At 70.7% G+C, this 15,600-nt stretch carries 12 protein-coding genes; 1 reads left to right on the plus strand and 11 read right to left on the minus strand.

Annotated features, from left to right (window positions below; genetic code table 11):
• The 4 genes from HRL41_RS05095 to HRL41_RS05110 form a co-directional block, all read right to left on the minus strand.
• The coding region (locus HRL41_RS05095) for a homocysteine S-methyltransferase family protein (protein WP_172135839.1) at positions 1 to 1,837 on the minus strand (1,837 nt) is incomplete at its 3' end.
• Positions 1,827 to 2,657 (minus strand): hypothetical protein, encoded by an 831-nt coding sequence (locus tag HRL41_RS05100; protein WP_172135840.1) that lies wholly within the window; start codon positions 2,655 to 2,657, stop codon positions 1,827 to 1,829. The genes HRL41_RS05095 and HRL41_RS05100, both read right to left, overlap by 11 nt.
• A complete protein-coding gene (locus HRL41_RS05105; protein WP_216662525.1) occupies positions 2,654 to 3,523 on the minus strand; it encodes a methylenetetrahydrofolate reductase in 870 nt (289 codons plus the stop codon). Before HRL41_RS05105 ends, HRL41_RS05100 begins: the two co-directional genes overlap by 4 nt.
• 99 nt (positions 3,524 to 3,622) lie before the next feature.
• Positions 3,623 to 4,957 carry a U32 family peptidase gene (locus HRL41_RS05110; RefSeq protein ID WP_253904715.1) on the minus strand — a complete coding sequence of 445 codons (1,335 nt, stop codon included), beginning with the start codon at positions 4,955 to 4,957 and terminating at the stop codon, positions 3,623 to 3,625.
• Between the two features lie 425 nt (positions 4,958 to 5,382).
• Here HRL41_RS05110 and HRL41_RS05115 point away from each other — a divergent pair, with 425 nt between their 5' ends.
• On the plus strand, positions 5,383 to 6,180 hold the full coding sequence (locus HRL41_RS05115) for a TetR/AcrR family transcriptional regulator (RefSeq protein WP_172135843.1): 798 nt from the start codon (positions 5,383 to 5,385) through the stop codon (positions 6,178 to 6,180).
• Between the two features lie 13 nt (positions 6,181 to 6,193).
• On the opposite strand, the gene HRL41_RS05120 is transcribed toward HRL41_RS05115, so the two are convergent.
• From HRL41_RS05120 to HRL41_RS05150, 7 genes are all read right to left on the minus strand, one after another.
• A complete protein-coding gene (locus HRL41_RS05120) occupies positions 6,194 to 6,991 on the minus strand; it encodes a hypothetical protein (protein WP_172135844.1) in 798 nt (265 codons plus the stop codon).
• Positions 6,988 to 7,839, minus strand: coding sequence for an ABC transporter ATP-binding protein (locus HRL41_RS05125; protein WP_216662526.1), 852 nt, complete (start codon positions 7,837 to 7,839; stop codon positions 6,988 to 6,990). Before HRL41_RS05125 ends, HRL41_RS05120 begins: the two co-directional genes overlap by 4 nt.
• Positions 7,840 to 8,113: 274 nt before the next feature.
• Positions 8,114 to 9,058 (minus strand): TspO/MBR family protein, encoded by a 945-nt coding sequence (locus tag HRL41_RS05130; RefSeq protein ID WP_172135845.1) that lies wholly within the window; start codon positions 9,056 to 9,058, stop codon positions 8,114 to 8,116.
• A gap of 232 nt (positions 9,059 to 9,290) precedes the next feature.
• Complete coding sequence (cysS, locus tag HRL41_RS05135; RefSeq protein WP_172135846.1) at positions 9,291 to 10,820, minus strand: cysteine--tRNA ligase; 1,530 nt, start codon at positions 10,818 to 10,820, stop codon at positions 9,291 to 9,293.
• A gap of 343 nt (positions 10,821 to 11,163) precedes the next feature.
• On the minus strand, positions 11,164 to 11,706 hold the full coding sequence (ispF, locus tag HRL41_RS05140; RefSeq protein ID WP_172135847.1) for a 2-C-methyl-D-erythritol 2,4-cyclodiphosphate synthase: 543 nt from the start codon (positions 11,704 to 11,706) through the stop codon (positions 11,164 to 11,166).
• The gene (gene ispD, locus HRL41_RS05145; RefSeq protein ID WP_165173179.1) at positions 11,706 to 12,545 is read right to left on the minus strand and encodes a 2-C-methyl-D-erythritol 4-phosphate cytidylyltransferase; all 840 of its coding nucleotides are present in this window, start codon (positions 12,543 to 12,545) and stop codon (positions 11,706 to 11,708) included. The genes ispF and ispD overlap by 1 nt, the downstream gene beginning before the upstream one ends.
• Positions 12,546 to 12,894: 349 nt before the next feature.
• A complete protein-coding gene (locus HRL41_RS05150; RefSeq protein WP_172135848.1) occupies positions 12,895 to 15,486 on the minus strand; it encodes an ATP-dependent Clp protease ATP-binding subunit in 2,592 nt (863 codons plus the stop codon).
• Between the last annotated feature and the right edge of the window lie 114 nt (positions 15,487 to 15,600).

Consider the following 15,600-nt stretch of genomic DNA (forward strand, 5'->3'; position numbering starts at 1 on the left):
CGGGGCCGCCTGCGCCCGCCGCGCTCCCGGGGCTCGCCGCGCGCGCACCCGCCGCCGCGTCGCCCGCATAGGGATCCGCCGCCTGGGCGTACTCCCCCACGAAGCGCGCCGCGCCCGCGTCCTGCCCGTTGAGCACGCGAAACGCCGCCACCGTGTCGCGATAGCGCGCTGAGAGCGGGTTCATGATGGGCATGTCGAGCCCCGCGCCGAACGCCGCCGCCAGAAACGTGGCGTTCAGCAGGTTGCGCTGGGGCATCCCGAAGCTCACGTTCGACACGCCGAGCACCGTGCGCACGCCAAGGCGCTCCTTCACGAGCGTCACCGCACGCAGGACCTGCGCGATCTCGGCCTGGTTGGTAGCCGCCGCCATGACCAGGCAGTCGATGGCGATGTCGCAGCGCGGGATGCCCGCCGCCTCGGCCGCGCGCACGATGCGCTCGGCCACGCGCAGGCGCCCCTCGGCCGTGGGCGGGATGCCCTCGTCGTCGAGCGTGAGCCCCACGAGCGCGCACCCGTAGCGCTTCGCGATGGGCAGCACCGCCGCCAAGCTCGCGCGCTTGCCGTTGACGGAGTTGATGAGCGGCTTGCCCGCGTACCCGCGCACCGCCGCCTCCACCGCCGCCGGGTCGGACGAGTCGATCTGCAGGGGCGTGGTGACGGTGGCCTGCAGCGTCTCCGTGACCGCGCGCAGGACCGCGGGCTCGTCGATGTCAGGCAGGCCCGCGTTCACGTCGAGGATGTCCGCGCCCGCATGCTGCTGGGAGACCGCCTCGCCCACCACGTAGTCGTAGTCGCCCGCGCGCAGGGCCTCCTTGAGCTTCTTCTTGCCCGTGGGGTTGATGCGCTCGCCGATGACGGCCACCTGCGACGCGCCTGCGGGGAGCACCACCGCCTCCTGGGCGCTCGTGACCACGAACGCCTCCTCGGCGCGGCGCGGCGCGGGCTTCCGGCCCGCCGCCAGCTTCGCCAGCTCGGCGACGAACGCAGGCGAGGTGCCGCAGCAGCCGCCCACGATGGAGGCGCCCGCCGCGATGAGCGGCTCCATGGCGCGCGCGAAGTCGGCGGGGTCCACGTCGTAGGCCGTCTCGCCGTCGATCAGGTGGGGCAGCCCCGCGTTGGGCTTGGCGATCACCGGGCAGCGGGCGAACCGCGCGATCTCGCGCACCGCGCCGGCAAGCTCGGCGGGGCCCAGCGAGCAGTTCACGCCCATGGCCGCCACGCCGAGCGAGGTGAGCGTCGCCGCTGCGACCGCCGGCGTGGTCCCGAGGAACGTGCGCCCGTCCTCGCCGAAGGTCATGGTGACGAACACGGGCAGGTCGCAGCCTTCCGTCGCCGCGAGCACCGCCGCCTTCGCCTCGCGCAGGTCGGTCATCGTCTCGATCACGATGAGGTCGCAGCCCGCCGCGTCCGCGGCGCGCACCTGCTCGGCGAACAGGTCGTACGCCGCCTCGAACGACAGCGTGCCGAGCGGCTCTAAGAGCGCGCCCGAAGGCCCGATGTCGCCCGCCACGTAGCGCGCGCCGGCCGCCCGCGCGTTCTCGGCCGCGGCGGCGAACACCTCGGCCACCGTGGCGCGGCCCTCGAGCTTGAGCGCGTTGGCGCCGAACGTGTTGGTGGTGACGAGCTCGGCGCCCGCCTCCACGTAGGCGCGCTGGATGCCCGCGATGGCGTCGGGATGCGTGAGGTTGAGCAGGTCGGGGAGCTCGCCCGAGTCGGTGAGGTGCGCCGCCTGCAGCATGGTGCCCATGGCGCCGTCCTCCACGAGGAAGGCGCGCCCCTCGAGCACCTCCTTGAGGTGGGCGTCCTTGATGCGAAGCTGGTTGAGGTCAGCGGCCATGACAGGTCCTTCCTTGGGCGTGAAGCGTGCAGACGGGCGCGAGGCGGCAGGTCGCGCAGCGGCGCGCCGAAGGGGCGGGGACGACGGGCCCGCCCTCGGGGGGAGCGAAGGCGCGCGGGGCGCCTTCGGCGCATCCGGCAGATTCGGGCTCGGGCTCGGCAGAGCCACGCGGGGCGTCCTCGCCGCGGGGCCCTCCCGCCGCGTCGGCGCGGTAGAGCCCCGCCACCGCCGTGATGCTCTTCGCAGGCACGAGCAGATCCCCGCGCGTCACGGAGATGCCGAGCGCACGCCCCGCGCCGAGCGCGTCGAGGAAGGCGCGCTGGATGCCGAGCGGCAGGTCACCGTAGCCGGGGCTGAAGCGCGCGCCGGCGCGCAGACCGCGCGTGCGGGCACGCTCCTCCACCAGGCGCGAGAGCTCGTTGGCCGCGTCCTCAACGAGCGCCGAGGCGCAGGCGTCAACCAGAAGCCCGTCGGTGGGGTTGAGCGCGGCCTCGCGGCGCAGGATCGACTCGCTGCCCAAGCCGAGCGTCACCGCCATGAGCACCACCTCGCACGCGCCCGCCAGATGATGCGCCACGTCATAGCCCTCAAGCTCGAGCGCGCAGCCGCGCAGGCGCACGCCGCAGGGCGCGCCCCGCCCGTCGCAGGCGAATGACTCCAGGGGGAAGGCGCGCGCCATGCCCGATGGTGCCATGCCCTCGCACAGCGCCGCCGCGCGCTCAAGGCGCGCTGCGAGATCAGGGCCGAGATCCTGGCCCGCATGCCCCAGGTAGCTCAACGCCTCCGCCACGTCGACGCGGGCCTCAAGGCGCATGCTCACGCCCCGCAGAAGCCCGCTTGGCGCAGCGCCCGCGCCGTCGACTCCGCGATGTCGGAATGGTTCATCGAGTACACGTGCACGCCCGCCACGCCATGCGCCGCCAAGTCGACGAGCTGCCTGCACGCGTACTCCACGCCCGCCTGACGCAGCGCCGCGGGGTCGTCCTCGTGCTTCGCCAGGAGCTTGATGACCGGCGAGGGAAGCGACGCGCCGCACAGAAACACCATGCGCGAGATCTGCGACTTGCTCATGAAGGGCATGATGCCGCAGGTGATCGGCGCCGTGACGCCCGCCGCGTCCGCCGCGTCGAGGAAGCGGTAGATGCACTCGTTGTCGAACGCGAGCTGCGTGACGAAGAAGTCGGCGCCCGCGTCCTGCTTCGCCTTCAGGTGCTCGATGTTGAGCGCGTCGTCCTCGCAGGTGATGTGCCCCTCGGGGTAGGCTGCGGCGCCCACGCAGAAGCCCGCGTCCTTGAGCAGCGGGATGAGGTCGACCGCGTAGCGGAAGCGCGAGGGCTCCTGGCCCTCCGTCAAGTCGCCGCGCAAGGCGAGCACCGTGGTGACGCCGCGGGCGCGCATGTCGGCGACGGCCGCCTCAAGCGACGCGTCAGTGGCGCTCACGCAGGTGAGGTGCGCGACGCTCGGAATGCCGAGCTCGTCTTGGATCATGGCCGCGATGGCCGTGGTGGCCTGGCCGTTGCCGCTGCCGCCCGCCGAGTACGTCACCGAGATGAAGTCGGGGGCGACGCGCGCGATGCCGCCCGCCACCTCGCGCGCGACCTCGAGCGTGAGCTCCCCCTTCGGCGGGAAGATCTCGAACGACACGGGGCAGGCGCGGCTTTGGAATATGTCCTTTACGTTTCTCATGCGGATCATTATACGGTGACCGCACGCGAACGCATGCCTTCGCGCCGCATTGCGGATGCTTTGAATTTGCGAAAGCGCGCGTTCTGTTTCACCGATGGCTCACGCGCGCTCAGGCTGCCCGTGGCGCGCCGAGCGGCGAAAGGCGCGCACGCGCAGGAAGCTGCCCTGCGGGACGGGCGCTTCGAGCCCCTCGGCCTCGAAGCGGTAGGCGTTGCACGAGCGGTTGGCCACCGGCACGGGGACGGGCGCGGGGGCCGGGTCGTCCTCGGTCGGGTCGGGCAGCCACGTGAGGCTGCGCACGCGCACGGTGCGGACGGGCGCGTGCGGGCTCAGCACCTCGAGCTCGTCGCCCTCCGCGAAGCGGTTGCGGCAGCGCGCGAGCAGGCGGAAGGGGGCGGTGCCCTCGCGCGCGGCAGCTGCGACGGCCGCGGGCGCCGTCTCACGCGCGACAGCTGCCACGGCCGCGACCACGCCCTCGCAGCCCGTCACGTCGGCCACGTGCATCGCCTCCTGCTCGTAGCCGTCGTAGGCGCACGCCTGCTCAGCCTCGCCGAAGTAGAACCCCGTGCCGTACGGACGGTGCGACACCGCGTAGAGCTCGGGCACCACCTCGTCGGCGGGCGCGCCGTCGAGCGCGCGGCGATAGGCCCCCACCACGGTGGCCACGTAGAACGCCTTCTTGTTGCGCCCCTCGATCTTGATCGAGTCCACGCCCGCGCGCGCGAGCGCGTCGAGGTGCTCGATCATGTTGAGGTCCTTCGCGTTCATGATGAACGTGCCGCGGCCGTCCTCCTCGATGGGGAAGTGCTCGCCCGGGCGCTTCTCCTCCTCGAGCGTGTAGCTCCAGCGGCACGGCTGCGTGCAGTGGCCCCTGTTGCCGCTGCGCCCCGTGAGGTAGCTGCTGATCAGGCAGCGCCCCGAGACCGCCATGCACATGGCGCCGTGCGCGAACGCCTCGATCTCCAGGTCGGGCGGGGCGTCTTGGCGCAGGCGCGCGATGTCGCCGAGGCTCATCTCGCGGGCGCACACCACGCGCTTCGCGCCGAGGGAGTGCCACACGCGCGCCGCGGCGGCGTTGGCCACCGACGCCTGCGTGCTCACGTGCAGGTCCACGTGCGGCGCATGCTCGCGCGCGAGCGCGAACGCGCCCAAATCGCCGATGATGAGCGCGTCGACGCCCGCCGCGTCGAGCGCGCGCAGGTAGGCCGGCAGCGCGTCGATGTCGTCCGGGCCCATGAGCACGTTGCAGGTGACGTGCACCTTGCACCCCGCCGCGTGCGCGAACGCCACCGCCTCCGGGATGTCGGCCAGCGCGAAGTTGGCCGCGCGGGCGCGCATGCCGAAGCGGTCAGCCGCCAGGTACACCGCGTCAGCCCCGAAGCGCACCGCGGCGCGCAGCTGCTCCATGCCGCCCGCCGGCGCCAGAAGCTCCATGTCTCTCCTCTTCGCATTCATAGTGCGCCTATGATAGCAGCTTTTCCGCGGCCGGCCCCTCGGCTGCGGCGACACGGCCAGCGGAGCCCGCCGCCGCTGCGACGCAGCGGAGCCCAACGCCGCCGCGCCGCAGCGGGGCGTCGCAAGCACAATCGGCCCCTCAAGCGTGGCGTAGCAAAGTGTCCTGCCCCCTTCCGCAACCGGGTCAACGCGCTACCATGTGTAAGATGGCGAGAAACACGCGATCTGATACCAAGCAAGGCCCCAAATCAGCCCAAATGTCATCCAGGGCAAACACTGACCAGGGGTTTTCAACGGCTGCTCGACTATCGGAAACGCTGGCGACGCGAGCGATCCCCCAAAGCGGTATCAGATCGCGCGTTTCTCGCTACTTCGCAAGCGAAAACGTGCAGGGAGGGACGCCCATGACCAAGCATGGCAACATCGACGCGCTGCCCGAGGCGCAGCGCGAGGCCATCGTCGCCGCAGGCGTGGAGGCGTTCGGCCGCTTCAGCTACAAGGACGCCCGCACCGAGGACATCGCCCGGCGCGCGGGCATCTCGAAGGGGCTTCTGTTCTTCTACTTCCGCAACAAGCGCGAGCTGTACCTGTACCTCATGGACTACCTGATGGAGAAGGCAACCGAGGTCGTGGTGGACGAGCGCTTCTGGGAGATCGACGACTTCTTCGAGCTTCTTCGCTACACCGTCAGCCAGAAGAGCGCCGCGCTCAAGCGGTTCCCCTACATGCTGGAGTTCACCCTCCGCGCGTTCTACCCCAGCCACCGCGACATCCGCGACGTGATGAACCGCTGGAACTGGGAGCAGGTCGACGTGCTGACCGACCGCTACTTCTCCCACGTGCGCCGTGACAAGTTCCGCGCGGGCGTCACGCCGAACCGCGTCATGCGCATGCTCATCTGGATGGGCGACGGCTACCTGCACGAGAAGCGCGCCCTACGCCAGCCCATCGACGTCGACGACCTGGTACGCGAGTTCGACGTCTGGCTCGACATGACGCAGCTGTGGGCCTATCGGCCAAAGTTCGCCGAGCGCCCTGCCGACAGCTTAGACGGAGTCTCGGATGACGACCTTGCCGACGGCTCGGGTGAAGCCTTGGACGACGGCCCCGCCGCCGGCCCGGGCGCTGACCCGGACGACGACGCGGACGGGATTCCGGGCGCTGATCCAGACGACGGCCCCGCCGCCGGCCTGGGCGCCTGACCCTGGCGCCGGGTCACACGCTGAGGTCGCGCCGCGCGAAGGCCGCAACGCCCGCCGCGAAGAGCGCCGCGCCCGCCGCCGCGAGGGCAAGCGCGCCCGCCACAGCAGCTGCCTCACCCGCCACCAGCCCGTACGCGTCGTAGAGCGCGAACGGCGTCACGTCGCCGAGAAGATCGAGGCCCTCGCCCACGCCCGCGGCCATCTGCATGAGGTAGAACGCCAGGCACGCCCCGCCGCCCACGCCGAGCGCCGCGCCCGAAGGCGCGAACGCGCACGCCGAGGCGAACACCACGCCCGCCATGAAGAGCCACAGCCCGAAGAGCCCCGCGTTGGCGCGCACGAGCCCCGCGACGTCGAGCTCCCCGGGGAACAGCGCCTCCGAGCACGCCACCTCCGCGACGGTGGAGAGCGCCAGCAGCGCTGCGAGCAGCAGCACGATGGCCGCCGCGAAGCTCGCCGCAAGCCGCACGCGGCTCGTCGGCAGCGCGAGCAGGCACGCCAGGGAGCCGCGCTCGGCGGGGCGCACCACCGTCCTGCTCACCATCATGATGACGAGCACGAGCGGGAGCAGCGTGAGTATGAGCCCCTGCAGGTAGTTCAGCAGGAATTCCGTGAGCGTGGTGGCCGCCGTGGCCATGCCGAAGGCGGCGAAGAGCTCGGGCATGGCGGCCATCATGGCGTCGAGGCTCTCGGCGAGCGACGGGTCGAACAGGTAGACCACCATGACCGCGTAGAAGGCGATCACGACGAAGAACGCGCCGACGGCGGGCGCGTTGGCGCGCAGGAGGCGCCCTATCAGCGTTGCGCTCATGAAGCCCTCCCTTCCCCAGACGACGACCGGGCCGCGCGGTCCGGCTCAGGGGCGGAGGCGTCCTCGGAAACACGGGCAGAGGCATCCCCGGGAACACCCTCGGAAGCGCAAACGACCCGCGCGTCCCACGAGCGCCCCACGTTGCCCGCGCCGTAGAGGTGCGCGAGCGTCTCCTCGAGCGTGAGGCTCGCGGCAGGCGCCTCGGACACGAGGCGGCCGCCGCGCACGAACAGCGCCCGGTCGCAGGTGCGCTCCACCTCGCCGAGCAGGTGCGACGAGAGCAGGATGGTGGCGCCGCGGCGCTTCTCGGCGCGCACGAGCTCGACGAAGCGCTGCTGCATGAGCAGGTCGAGGCCGCTCGTGGGCTCGTCGAGCAGCAGCACGCGCGGCGCGTGCGCGAAGGCGGCCACGATGCCCACCTTCTGCTTGGTCCCCTTCGACATGCGCCCGATGCGCGTGCGCACGTCAAGCTCGAAGAAGTCGGCGAGCGCGCGCATGCGGCGCCGCTGCGCCTCGTCGGCGCCGCGCATCCGCGCCACGAACGCGAGGTAGCGCTTCGCCGTCATGTCCTCGGGAAGCGACAGCTCGCCGGGAAGGTAGCCGAGCGTCTCCTGGATGCGCGCCCGGTCGGAGAAGCAGCGCCGCCCCTCGATGCTCACGCTGCCGGCGCCGGGGCGTATGAACCCCATGAGCGCGCGCATGGTCACCGTCTTGCCCGCGCCGTTCGCGCCGAGGAACCCCACCGCCTCGCCGCGCGCGACCGCGAACGTCACGTCGAACACGCCGCGGCCCCGCCCGTAGTCCTTGGTCAGGCCGCACGCCTCTATCACCGCAGGTGGTACGCTCATAGCGCCCTCCTTTCCCCGCCTTCGGAAACGTCTTTCCAAGCTTCAGCTTACGCCGTTGACCCGTTTGGGGAAGACCCCTCGGCGAAAAAAGGCGGACGGCCCTGTGGCCGCCCGCCCGAAGGAGGGGGATGCGCTCGCGCGAGGAGCGCTTTCGTGAGTTTGCGTGGGTCCGTGCCGACGTTCGCGCTCGCCGCCAGCGCCCGAGCCCGCAGATCGAAGCTCGAGCCCGCGCTGACGCTCAAGCCCGCAGGCGCCACGTCGCGCGTCAACGCGCCTAGCGCGCGGCGGCCTGCGCCCTCAGGGCGCGCAAGGCGTCGGCTGGCACGTACGTCACCACGGCGCCGAACGCAGCCAGCACGAACAGCATGACCGCCACGAGCGGCGACGCGTCGAGCACGTGCACGCCCACGCCCACGATCGCCCACAGGAACACCGCCTGCATCACGCCGTCAGCGTAGCGCGAGCGCATGAAGTAGCCCAGGAGCAGCACGCCCGCCGCCAGAACGAGCGTGGAGAGCTCGCCGACCAGCGGCACGCCCTCGCCCGCCATGCGCGTGGCGACGTGCGACGCGTTGGCGATGACCGCCACGGTAGCCCATGCCGCGTAGAGGGAGATCGGCGCCCAGCCGAGCGCAGCCATCGCGCGCTCGCGCAAGCCCGCGCCCGCCGGCGCGCCCGCGCGCCCCGACGCGCCGTCACGGCGCACCGCGGCGTAGAGCGCCGCCAGGTCAACCCACAGCGCCGCGATGACGACGAGCGCAACAGCCGTCTGCCCGAAGTGGAAGAGCGCGAGCCACGCCACGTTGAGCACGCAGCTGGCCACGAACAGAGCGGTCGCGCTGCGGCCGCCCGGGACGCCCTGCGCGCCAGCCGCCCCTCCTCGGCCCGCGCGGCCCGTGCGCCTGGCGCGCGTCGCCGGGCTCGTGCCCCACGTGGCGTACGCGAGCCATGCGAACAGCGCCAGGTAGATGGCGCCCCAGATGGCGAACACGTAGCCCGCGGGCGTGAACCACGCGAACACCTGGTTCGACATCTCGCTCGAGGTGGTGCCGCCGAGGCGCAGCGCCTCGAAGAGCCCGTTGCACAGCACCATGACCGCGTACGCGACCCACATGGCCGCCACGGAAGGCGTCAGGTAGCGGCGCACCCCGCGCAGCCACCGTGCCGCGCCCGACGACGACGCGCGCGCCTTCCCCCGTGATGTCTTGCTGCTTCTCATAAGGCAACCTCCTTCGCACTGGGCGCCGAGGCGCCACGCCGTCTTGACTCAGACTCCCAGTGTAGAGGCGGCATGTGGAGGACGGAAAACGGCCCGCCCTCAGCCAGAGGGCGGGCCGTCAACGAAACCCAGCGTGGGGGATGGGGGCGTGCCTTCCTCCCCGTATCGAAGCGCAGCGAAGCCGACGTCGCACCGCGCGCCTTCAGCGCCACGGGCGACAAGCGCGCCGGCGCTATCCCGCGTACGTGACGCGCGCGCCCTGCGGCGTGTCCTCGATCACGAAGCCCAGGCCGGCCAGGCCGTCGCGCACGCCGTCGGCGAGCGCCCAGTTCTTCTCCTTGCGCGCCGCCGCGCGGGCCTCGAGCAGCGCCTCCACCGCCTCGGCGGCGTCGTCGCCTGCGAAGCCCGCCAGGTCAGCCGCGAGCGTCACCACCTCGGCCGGGTACGCCGCGGCCGCGTCCGCCTCGGCCGCCTTCGTCACGTCGACGCCGAGCACGCCCATGAGCTCGACCACCGTGTCGCGCACGCGCCGCACGATCTCGGCGTCCGCCGCGCCCACCGTGGCGTTGCCGAGCGCTGCGTTCGCTTCGCCCACCAGGCCGAACACGGCGCCGAGCGCCTCGGGCGCGTTGAAGTCGTCGTCCATCGACTCCGTGAACGCCGCGCGGGCCGCCGTCTCGGCCGCCTCGAGCGCCGCCACGTCGAGCGCGCCGGCGCCGGCGTCCGCCGCGGCGTTGCCCAGCTGCCAGTCCATGTTGCGCACCGCGTTCTCGATGCGCGTGAGCGCGGCCTCGGCCTCGGCCAGGCGCGCGTCGCCGAACACGAGCGGGCTGCGGTAGTGCGTCTGCAGCGTGAGCATGCGCAGCGCCTCGGGGCGCACCAGGTCGAGCGCCTCGTGCAGCAGCAGGAAGTTGTTGAGCGACTTGCTCATCTTCTCCGCCTCGCCCGTCTCGGCGTTGGCCACCTGCAGCATGCCCGAGTGCATCCAGTGGTTCGCGAACGAGCAGCCGTACGCCGCCTCGGACTGGGCGCGCTCGTTCTCGTGGTGCGGGAACACCAGGTCAGCGCCGCCGCCGTGGATGTCGAACGGCAGCCCCAGGTACTTGTGCGACATGGCCGAGCACTCGATGTGCCAGCCCGGGCGCCCCGGCCCCCACGGGCTCTCCCACGACGGCTCGCCGGGCTTGGCCGCCTTCCACAGCGCGAAGTCGAGCGGGTCGCGCTTGCGGTCCTCGAGCCCCTGCCCGTCGGCGCGCAGCTCGCGGTGGCCGCCCTCCATCTCGTCGACGTTGCGGCCCGACAGCGCCCCGTAGCCGGGATACGAGCGCACGGCGAAGTACACGTCGCCCTCGACCTCGTAGGCGTGCCCGCCCGCGACGAGCTCGCTCACGAGCTCGATCATGGTGTCGATCTCCTCGGTGGCCTTCGGGCGCACCGTGGGGTCCTCCACGCCCGCCGCGTGCATGTCGGCGATGAACGCCTCGGTGTACTCGGCGGCGACCTCGGCGGCCGTGCGGCCCTCCTCGTTGGCGCGCTTGATGATCTTGTCGTCGACGTCGGTCACGTTCTGCACGAAGGTGACCTCGAAGCCGCGCCACTCGAGGTAGCGGCGGATGGTGTCGAAGGCGATGAACGTGCGCGCGTTGCCGATGTGGATGCGGTTGTACACCGTGGGGCCGCACACGTACATGCGCACGTGCCCCTCCTCGATGGGCTCGAAGTCCACCTTGCGGCGCAGCTTGGTATCGTAGAGCTTGATCATGGTCAGGTTCTCCTTGTGGTAAGCGAATGGCGAAATTGTAGCACGGGAAGCCCCACGGCAAGAGAAGCCGCACGAGAACGGCCGCTGCCTCCGAAAAACGCAAGGCGGCGAGCCTCGCATGCGCGCATGTCCAGCTGGCAGCACCCGCAAGCGGAAGCTACCCGTCCTGCTCGTTCGCATACTTCCAACATGCTTGCATAATTTGCATAAAACGTATAAATCGCCTCATCTCGCATAATTTGCATACAAGATACGTCACAAAGCGCAAGATGACACTACGAGCAGCATCGGCAACACCAAGCAAATAACCCAGAAAGCGAAAGGCTCGCGCTCCACGCGCAGCTTACCATCGCGCCACCAGGCAGGTGGCGTAGGCGGTTATGCCCTCCTCGCGGCCCTCGTAGCCGAGCCACTCGGTGGTGGTGGCCTTCACGCCCACGTTCTCCACGTCCACGCCCATGGCGCGGGCGAGGTTCGCGCGCATGGCCTCGCGGTGCGGCGAGAGCTTCGGCGCCTGGCACGCCACCACGCTGTCCACGTCGAGGATCTCGAAGCCCTGCGCGCGCACGTGATCCGCCACCGCGGCCAGAAGCTTGAGCGAGTCGGCGTCCTTGTAGGCCGGGTCGGTATCGGGGAAGAGCTTGCCGATGTCGCCCCCGCGGATGGCGCCGAGCAGCGCGTCGGCCACCGCGTGCGCGAGCACGTCAGCGTCGGAGTGCCCGAGCAGGCCCTTCTCGTGCGGGATGTCCACGCCGCCTAGGATGAGTCTGCGGCCCTCGGCGAACGCGTGGACGTCCATGCCGAGACCCGTGCGCAGGGCGCGCAGGTCGGTTGCATGCGGGCCAGGCGCGCGCAGGTCGGCCGCACGCGGGTCAGCTGCGGCCATCACTCGGCACCCTTCAGCACGAACGCGCGCACCGCCGAGGCCAGGATCGCGTAGTCCTCCGGCACGGTGAGCTTGATGTTGTCGCGCTTGCCCTCGACCACCAGCACGCGTCCGCCGAGGCGCTCGATGAGCGCCGAGTCGTCGGTGCCCACGAAGCCGTCGGACAGCGCGCTCGCATGCGCGCGGCGGTAGATGCTCGTGCGGAACACCTGCGGCGTCTGCGCGTTCCAGAACACGCTGCGGTCGGGCGTGCCCATAATCACGCCGTCCTCCACCACCTTGAGCGTGTCGACCGCCGGGTGCGCCACCACGGCCCCGTCGGCGTCGAAGTTGCCCTTCACGGTGTTGATGGTGTGCAGGATGAGGTCGGGCGAGATGAGCGGGCGGGCGCCGTCGTGCAGCACCACGTACTCGAACTCCTCGCCCACGTACTCGAGCCCCGAGAACGCCGACTCCTGGCGGATGGAGCCCGCAGGCGCCATCACCACCGGCGTCACGAAGGGGAACGGGTCGATGGCGCGCTTGAGGTACTCGTCGGCGCGCTCCTGCGGGCACACGATGACGATGAGCCCCACGTCGCCCACGGCATCGAACGCCTCGGCCGACCACGTGAGGATGGGCTTGCCCGCGATCTCCACGAGCTGCTTGCCGCCCTCCTTGCCGAACCGCTCGCCCGTGCCACCTGCCAGGATGATGGCCGCCGTCTGGGGCTTCTTGTCAACCACGCCCTTCAGGGTCAGCGTCGTCTGGCTGAGCGCGTCGAAGTCAAGCTCCTCCACCGCGAAGTCAGGCGCGCGCAGCGCTTCCGGCTCAAAGATGGGATCGATCGTCCTGGACATGAAAACTCCCCTCGTCCTCAAAACACAATGTTCCCAGTATACGAGAAAATCCCACCTCAGCGCGAAGGGAGCCGCAAAAAACGGGAGGACCGCGGGCTTGCGCGGCCCTCCCCTCAAGACAGCCCGCGGTCACGTCCCGCAGCGGCGCCCGATGCGCAGCGAGAACAGCTCGCGGGGACGGGGCCAGCGGCGCCCGATGCGCAGCGAGGGCAGCTCGCGGGGACGGGGCCAGCGGCGCCCGATGCGCAGCGAGGGCAACGGGCGGCGCGGTCTTGCGCTCTCCCGTTGCCCTCGCACTGCCTTCGCGTCAGGCTCCTTGCTCGGCTCGCCGCCCGCTCGTCGCCGCCCGCTAGTCGCTTGCGCCGTCGGTGAGGCTGCCCGCGGGGACGGGGCGGCCGCCGGCGCCGCCGGCATGGCCCAGGTCGAAGTTCGTGAGCAGAAGCTCCGCCTCGCGCGCGATGGAGTCGCGCTTGCGCGGCGCCGGGATGGCCCCGAAGCCCTGGTTGAACACCAGGTGGGCGTCCTCCCCCTCGCCCTCCACGTCCACGTCCACCACCGAGCCGCTCGTCCAGCGGCCTTCCAGGATCTGCTCGGAGAGCGGGTCCTCCAAGAGGCGCTGGATGGCGCGGCGCAGCGGGCGCGCGCCGAAGGCCACGTCGGTGCCCTCCTTGGCGATGAGCGTGCGCGCGGCCTCGCTCAGGTTGATCGACATGTTCTGGGCGATCATGCGGTCGCGCAGGTCGGACACCATGAGCTCGACGATCTGGCCGATCTCCTCGGCGGTGAGGCTCTTGAACACGATGATCTCGTCGATGCGGTTCAAGAACTCGGGCCTGAACAGCTTCTTCATCTCCGACATCACGCGGCTCTTGATCTCCTTGTCGGACAGCCCCTCCTTGCCGGAAGCCGAGAACCCGAGCGTGGTGGTCTGCGCGATGTCGCGCGCGCCCACGTTCGACGTCATGATGATGACCGTGTTGCGGAAGTCGACCGTGCGGCCCTGCGCGTCGGTGAGGCGCCCCTCCTCCAGGATCTGGAGCAGGATGTTGAACACGTCAGGATGCGCCTTCTCGATCTCGTCGAACAGCACCACCGAGTAGGGGCGCTGGCGCACGGCCTTGGTGAGCTGGCCGCCCTCGTCGAAGCCCACGTAGCCCGGAGGGCTTCCCACCAGGCGCGACACGCTGTGCTTCTCCATGTACTCGGACATGTCGAAGGACAGCAGCGCCTCCTCGGAGTTGAACAGGAACTCGGCGAGCGCCTTGGAGAGCTCGGTCTTGCCCACGCCCGACGGGCCCAGGAAGATGAACGAGCCGGCGGGGCGCTTCGGGTCCTTCAGCCCGCTGCGCGAGCGGCGGATGGCCTTCGACAGCGCCGTGACGGCCTCGTCCTGCCCGATCACGCGCTCGTGCAGCACGCCCTCCATGCGCAGGAGCTTCTCGGTCTCGGCCTCGGTGAGGCTCGACACCGGCACGCCCGTGGACATCGACACCACGTCGGCGATGTCCTCCACGGTGACCTGCTGGACGGTCTTCGAGGAGTCCTCCTGCCACTGCTTCTCGGCCTCCTCGCGCTTGGCCCGCACCTGCGTCTCCTCGTCGCGCAGCTGGGCGGCGCGCTCGAAGTCCTGCTCGCCGATCGCGCGGTCCTTCTCGGCGCGGATGCGGCGCAGCTCGTCGTCGAGCTCGCGCAGCTCCTTGGGCAGCGTCATGTTGCGGATGCGCATGCGCGCGCCCGCCTCGTCGAGCACGTCGATGGCCTTGTCGGGCAGGTAGCGGTCCTGGATGTAGCGGTTCGACAGCGACACGGCGGCCTGCAGCGCCTCGTCGGTGAAGTGCACCTGGTGATGCGCCTCGTAGCGGTCGCGCAGGCCCTCCATGATGCGCACGGCCTGCTCCTCGTTGGGCTCGTTGATCGTGAGCGGCTGGAACCTGCGCTCGAGCGCGGAGTCCTTCTCGAGGTGCTTGCGGTACTCCTCGAGCGTGGTGGCGCCGATGATCTGGATCTCGCCGCGCGACAGCGGCGGCTTCAGGATGGCGGCCGCGTCGATGGAGCCCTCCGCCGAGCCCGCGCCGATGATGGTGTGGATCTCGTCGATGAACAGCAGCACGTCGCCCGCGTCCATGACCTCTTTGATGACCTTCTTCAGGCGGTCCTCGAACTCGCCGCGGTACTTCGAGCCCGCCACGAGCGCGCTCACGTCAAGCGTGACGAGGCGCTTGTTGCGCAGGAGGTCGGGCACCTGGTTGGCCACGATGAGCTGCGCGAGGCCCTCGGCGATGGCGGTCTTGCCCACGCCGGGCTCGCCCAGGATGAGCGGGTTGTTCTTCTGGCGGCGCGAGAGGATCTGCATGACGCGCTCGATCTCGGCCGCGCGCCCGATGACCGGGTCGAGCTGGCCGTCCCGCGCCTTCTTCGTGAGGTCGGTGCCGAACTCCTTGAGCATGCTGTCGGAGCTGCCGCCCGCCGGCTCGAAGCCCGTGCGGCCCGCGTAGACGGCGCTCTGGCCCACGAGGTCGTTGAGCGCGCCGCGCACGTCGTCGCCCGTGACGCCCATGCGCCCCATGACCTCGAGCGCGGTGCCCTCGCCCTCGCGCACGATGCCGAGCAGCAAGTGCTCGGTGGAGATGTAGGACTGACCCATCTGCATGGCCTCGCGCAGCGAGTTCTCCAGCACGCGCTTCACGCGCGGCGTGAACGAGAGGTGCCCCGACACGTCGGCCGACTCGTCGATGGTGACCACCTGGCGGATGGCTTGCACCACCCCGTCGTAGGTGACGTTCAGGCGCGCGAGCGCCTGGGCGGCCAGGCCGTCCTTCTCCTGGATGAGCCCCAGCAAGATGTGCTCGGTGCCCACGTAGGGCTGGTGCAAGGCCCGCGCCTCATCCTGAGCCAGGACAAGCACCTTGCGCGCCTTGTCCGTGAATTTCTCGAATGACATTGGTGTTGCCTCGTTTCCTGCTTGCGCGCCTACCGTGGCGCGCCTTTCGTGTATCTAGGCCATATTAGCACTCCTGCCACCCGAGTGCCAAAGCAAGCCCCTATGTTACGCCAC

This window comes from Adlercreutzia sp. ZJ473 (genome assembly GCF_013185065.1).
GTDB lineage: Bacteria > Actinomycetota > Coriobacteriia > Coriobacteriales > Eggerthellaceae > CAAEEV01.

Coding starts and splice junctions, on each gene's coding strand:
- HRL41_RS05105 (WP_216662525.1), bottom strand. CDS start 3,523: ATGAGAAACGTAAAGGACATATTCCAAAGCCGCGCCTGCCCCGTGTCG.
- HRL41_RS05110 (WP_253904715.1), bottom strand. CDS start 4,957: ATGGAGCTTCTGGCGCCGGCGGGCGGCATGGAGCAGCTGCGCGCCGCG.
- HRL41_RS05115 (WP_172135843.1), top strand. CDS start 5,383: ATGACCAAGCATGGCAACATCGACGCGCTGCCCGAGGCGCAGCGCGAG.
- HRL41_RS05120 (WP_172135844.1), bottom strand. CDS start 6,991: ATGAGCGCAACGCTGATAGGGCGCCTCCTGCGCGCCAACGCGCCCGCC.
- HRL41_RS05125 (WP_216662526.1), bottom strand. CDS start 7,839: ATGAGCGTACCACCTGCGGTGATAGAGGCGTGCGGCCTGACCAAGGAC.
- HRL41_RS05130 (WP_172135845.1), bottom strand. CDS start 9,058: ATGAGAAGCAGCAAGACATCACGGGGGAAGGCGCGCGCGTCGTCGTCG.
- cysS (WP_172135846.1), bottom strand. CDS start 10,820: ATGATCAAGCTCTACGATACCAAGCTGCGCCGCAAGGTGGACTTCGAG.
- ispF (WP_172135847.1), bottom strand. CDS start 11,706: ATGGCCGCAGCTGACCCGCGTGCGGCCGACCTGCGCGCGCCTGGCCCG.
- ispD (WP_165173179.1), bottom strand. CDS start 12,545: ATGTCCAGGACGATCGATCCCATCTTTGAGCCGGAAGCGCTGCGCGCG.
- HRL41_RS05150 (WP_172135848.1), bottom strand. CDS start 15,486: ATGTCATTCGAGAAATTCACGGACAAGGCGCGCAAGGTGCTTGTCCTG.